This is a genomic window from Microbacterium sp. CnD16-F (assembly GCF_024124465.1).
GTDB lineage: Bacteria > Actinomycetota > Actinomycetes > Actinomycetales > Microbacteriaceae > Microbacterium > Microbacterium gawkjiense.
In genome coordinates, this window is record NZ_JAMXSA010000114.1 from 1 (window position 1) to 1,481 (window position 1,481).

Below are 1,481 nucleotides of genomic sequence, written 5' to 3' on the forward strand. Positions count from 1 at the left end.
CGTCCGGGCGGCGCTCGTGCGCGCGGCGGGGGAGGTGGCGGACTGGTGCGCGGCGCAGGCCACGCTCGGTGAGCTCGACGCGTCGCGGGCGGCGCTCGCCGAGGCCGAGCTGCGCTCGCTCCGCGCGCAGATCTCGCCGCACTTCATCTACAACGCGCTGACCGCGATCGCCTCGTTCATCTCCACCGACCCGCCGCGCGCCCGCGAACTGGTGCTCGAGTTCGCCGACTTCACGCGGTACTCGTTCCGGCGCCAGGGGGAGTTCACGACGCTCGCCGAGGAGCTGCGCAGCATCCACTCCTACCTCGAACTCGAGCACGCGCGCTTCGGCGGACGGCTGTCGGTGACGCTGCGGATCTCGCCCGAGACGCTCGCCACTGTCATCCCGTTCCTGTCGGTGCAGCCCCTCGTCGAGAACGCCGTCCGGCACGGGCTCGAGCCGGGGGAGGGCGGCGGCACGATCCTGATCGCGTCGGAGGATGCCGCGACCCACACCGAGATCACCGTCGAGGACGACGGGGCGGGCATGGATCCCGACGAGCTGCACGCGCTGCTCACGAGCGCCGCCGACGGCCGCAACGTGGGACTGCGCAACGTCGACACGCGGCTGCGCCAGCTGTACGGCGCCGAGGGCGGACTCGTCGTCGAGACGGCCCCCGGCGCCGGTACCCTCGTGCGCATGCGGATCCCGAAGTCGCAGCCGCACCACCTCACCCGGGAAGAGGCATGAGCGCCGTGATCGACGTCCTCGTCGCCGACGACGAGAAGCCGGCGCTCGACGAGCTGGCCTTCCTGCTGCGCGCCGACGACCGGATCGGCGAGGTGCTGACGGCGTCGTCGGGCGCCGGGGCGCTGCGACTGCTCACCGAGCGGCCGGTCGCCGCCGCGTTCCTCGACATCCACATGCCCGGGCTCTCGGGACTCGAGCTCGCGACGGCCCTCCGCGGGCTCGCGTCCCCGCCGGCGGTCGTGTTCGTCACCGCCGACGACGCGCACGCCGTCGACGCGTTCGAACTGCAGGCGCTCGACTACCTGCTCAAGCCCGTCCGGGTCGAGCGGCTGCGTCGCGCCGTCGACCGCATCACCGAGAGCGATCGCCCCGCCGAGAGCGACGAGGTGCTGCCCGTGACCGTCGGCTCGGCGGTGCGGTTCGTGCACCGCCGCGACGTCCGCTGGGTGCGGGCCGAGGGCGACTACACGCGCCTCCACACCGACGCCGCCTCCGGGCACCTCGTCCGCATCCCGATCTCCGAGCTCGAGACGAGGTGGGCGGATGCCGGTTTCGTCCGCATCCATCGCTCGTTCCTCGTGCGGGCGGCATCCGTCACCGAGGTCCGGCTCGCGGGTGCCGAACCGACGGTCTGGGTCGACGGGACCGCGCTGCCGGTGAGCCGGCGGCTGCTGCCCGCCGTCCGCGAGGCGCTCGTCGGGCGGGCGGGGCCGTGACCCGCGAGCGGGTGCGCGTCACCGCGGGGTCGGGG

The 1,481-nt window shown here is 74.0% G+C and carries 2 protein-coding genes; both read left to right on the forward strand.

What is annotated here, in order from left to right; genetic code table 11:
- On the forward strand, window positions 1-730 hold a 730-nt coding region (locus NH287_RS15005; protein ID WP_253036250.1), incomplete at its 5' end, for a sensor histidine kinase.
- On the forward strand, window positions 727-1,446 hold the full coding sequence (locus NH287_RS15010) for a LytTR family DNA-binding domain-containing protein (RefSeq protein ID WP_253036251.1): 720 nt from the start codon (window positions 727-729) through the stop codon (window positions 1,444-1,446). The genes NH287_RS15005 and NH287_RS15010, both read left to right, overlap by 4 nt.
- Window positions 1,447-1,481: the final 35 nt, after the last annotated feature.